The 1,663-nt window shown below is 65.1% G+C and carries 3 protein-coding genes; 1 reads left to right on the forward strand and 2 read right to left on the reverse strand.

Translation table 11 applies throughout. The features are described from left to right. A partial coding sequence (locus AC16JP_RS11080; RefSeq protein ID WP_484340675.1) for a S49 family peptidase occupies nucleotides 1–545 on the reverse strand: 545 nt, incomplete at its 3' end. A gap of 65 nt (nucleotides 546–610) precedes the next feature. Beyond that, nucleotides 611–865: a hypothetical protein gene (locus AC16JP_RS11085; RefSeq protein ID WP_484340676.1), complete on the reverse strand. Its 255-nt coding sequence runs from the start codon at nucleotides 863–865 to the stop codon at nucleotides 611–613. Between the two features lie 163 nt (nucleotides 866–1,028). Between AC16JP_RS11085 and AC16JP_RS11090 the strand changes: the two genes are divergently transcribed. Continuing rightward, a partial coding sequence (locus tag AC16JP_RS11090; RefSeq protein WP_484340677.1) for a class I SAM-dependent RNA methyltransferase occupies nucleotides 1,029–1,663 on the forward strand: 635 nt, incomplete at its 3' end.

The raw sequence follows: 1,663 nt of genomic DNA on the forward strand, positions 1-1,663 counted from the left end.
ACTTTCAGCCGGTCGAGCGCATTCTTGAAATAGAGATTGTTGCCGCCGGGGCCGCTGAGCATCACAGCACCCTGCGGCGACAGCGAAATCCGGTCAGCATGCGAAGCAAGGAAATAGCCATCATCGCCGTAAGCGGTCGCATAGGCCCAGACCGGCTTTTTGCTTGCCCGGAAGCGGTTCAGTGCGTTGCCGACGCTTTCCAGATTGGCAAGCCCGCCACCCATGAAACGGCTGAGATCGAGAGTGATCATCGAAATTGCAGGATCACTGGCGGCGGCATCGATCACCTTGACCAGCCTTGCGGCTTCGGTTTCCGGAATGACTTCCTCGACCGACAGAAAGGCCAGCGGATCGGCGTCGGAGGCCTGATCGACCAGCACGCCATCCAGCCGGATTTCCAGCGCGCTGCCATCTTCGATGCGGATCGCCGGAGAGCCGGAGAGCCACGCGGCCCAGAGCAGGCCGAACAGCATCAACAGCACGAGCAGCGCCAGCGCGTCCTTGATGGCGACCAGAAATCCCCAGATGCCTTTCAGAAAGCCCATGTCAGGCGCACTCCTTCACTTGGTGGCTGATGTCACTGCGAGGCCCTTCTGCGAAGGGGCGCAGTTCAGCGGCTTTCGGGTTCCGCCGTCGCGGGGGTGCGCGGGTCCGGGCGCTGGCTGTTGGCCGGCGGCGGCGGGATTGCTTCCCAGACCGGTTCACCACGGGCGTCGCGTGGCACTTCGCCATACGGAGCGATCCCCCGGCGTGCATTGCCCGAGGTATATAAGGGCGCAGGCGCGCAGGCCGTTGCCATCAGCAGCAATGCAAGCAGCAAAGGCCGTGAAATCATCTGCCGGGGGTTGGCTTTCATCGAACGCATATAGGCTGAACCGTCTTGTCTTGGCCGCCGGTGGCGGGCATTCGCCCTCTGTATGTCCGACGTCAGTTCCAACGCAAGCAGTCCTGTCCTTCGGTTCGCCGCACGCGGTGACGGCCTGACCGAAGATGGGCGCCATATTGCAGGTGCCGTCCCGGGCGACCGGGTGGCCGCAGATGGCACGATCGAGGCTGGACCGAACCGCCAGACGCCCCTGTGCCGCCACTTTGGCGATTGCGGCGGATGCCAGTTGCAGCACGCCACCGACACGCTGCTGGCCGATTTCGCGCAGGCGCGGATCACCGAGCCGCTGGCGCGGGTGGGGATCGTGGCAAAGCAGGTGATGGCGACCCATGTGTCGCCCGCAGGTGCGCGCCGCCGTGCCGCGCTGCGGGCAACGCGAACCGGCGGCGAAGTAAGGCTTGGCTTCAACGCGCAGGCCGAACACCGGATCGTCGACTTGCACGAGTGCCCGGTGATGCACCCGGCGTTGCAGGCGCTGCTGCCACCACTGAGAGAATTGCTTGCCCCGCATCTGGCCGAGCGGTCGGCGATTTCGGTCACGCTTACGCTGACGGATGGCGGCGTCGACCTGTTGCTGGGGAACCTGCAAGCGAACAGCGTGCCGCTGATCGATGGGCTGGCCGAATTTGCCCATAGGCACGCGTTGGCGCGCCTGTCCGTCGACGGGCCATTGGGTGTGGAAACCGTCGTCGCCCGCGCCGACCCTTCGTTGGCGATGGCGGGCGTTGCGGTAACTCTGCCGCCAGCGGCCTTCCTGCAGGCGACGGCCGATGGCGA

It is taken from the genome of Sandaracinobacteroides sp. (assembly GCF_057137845.1).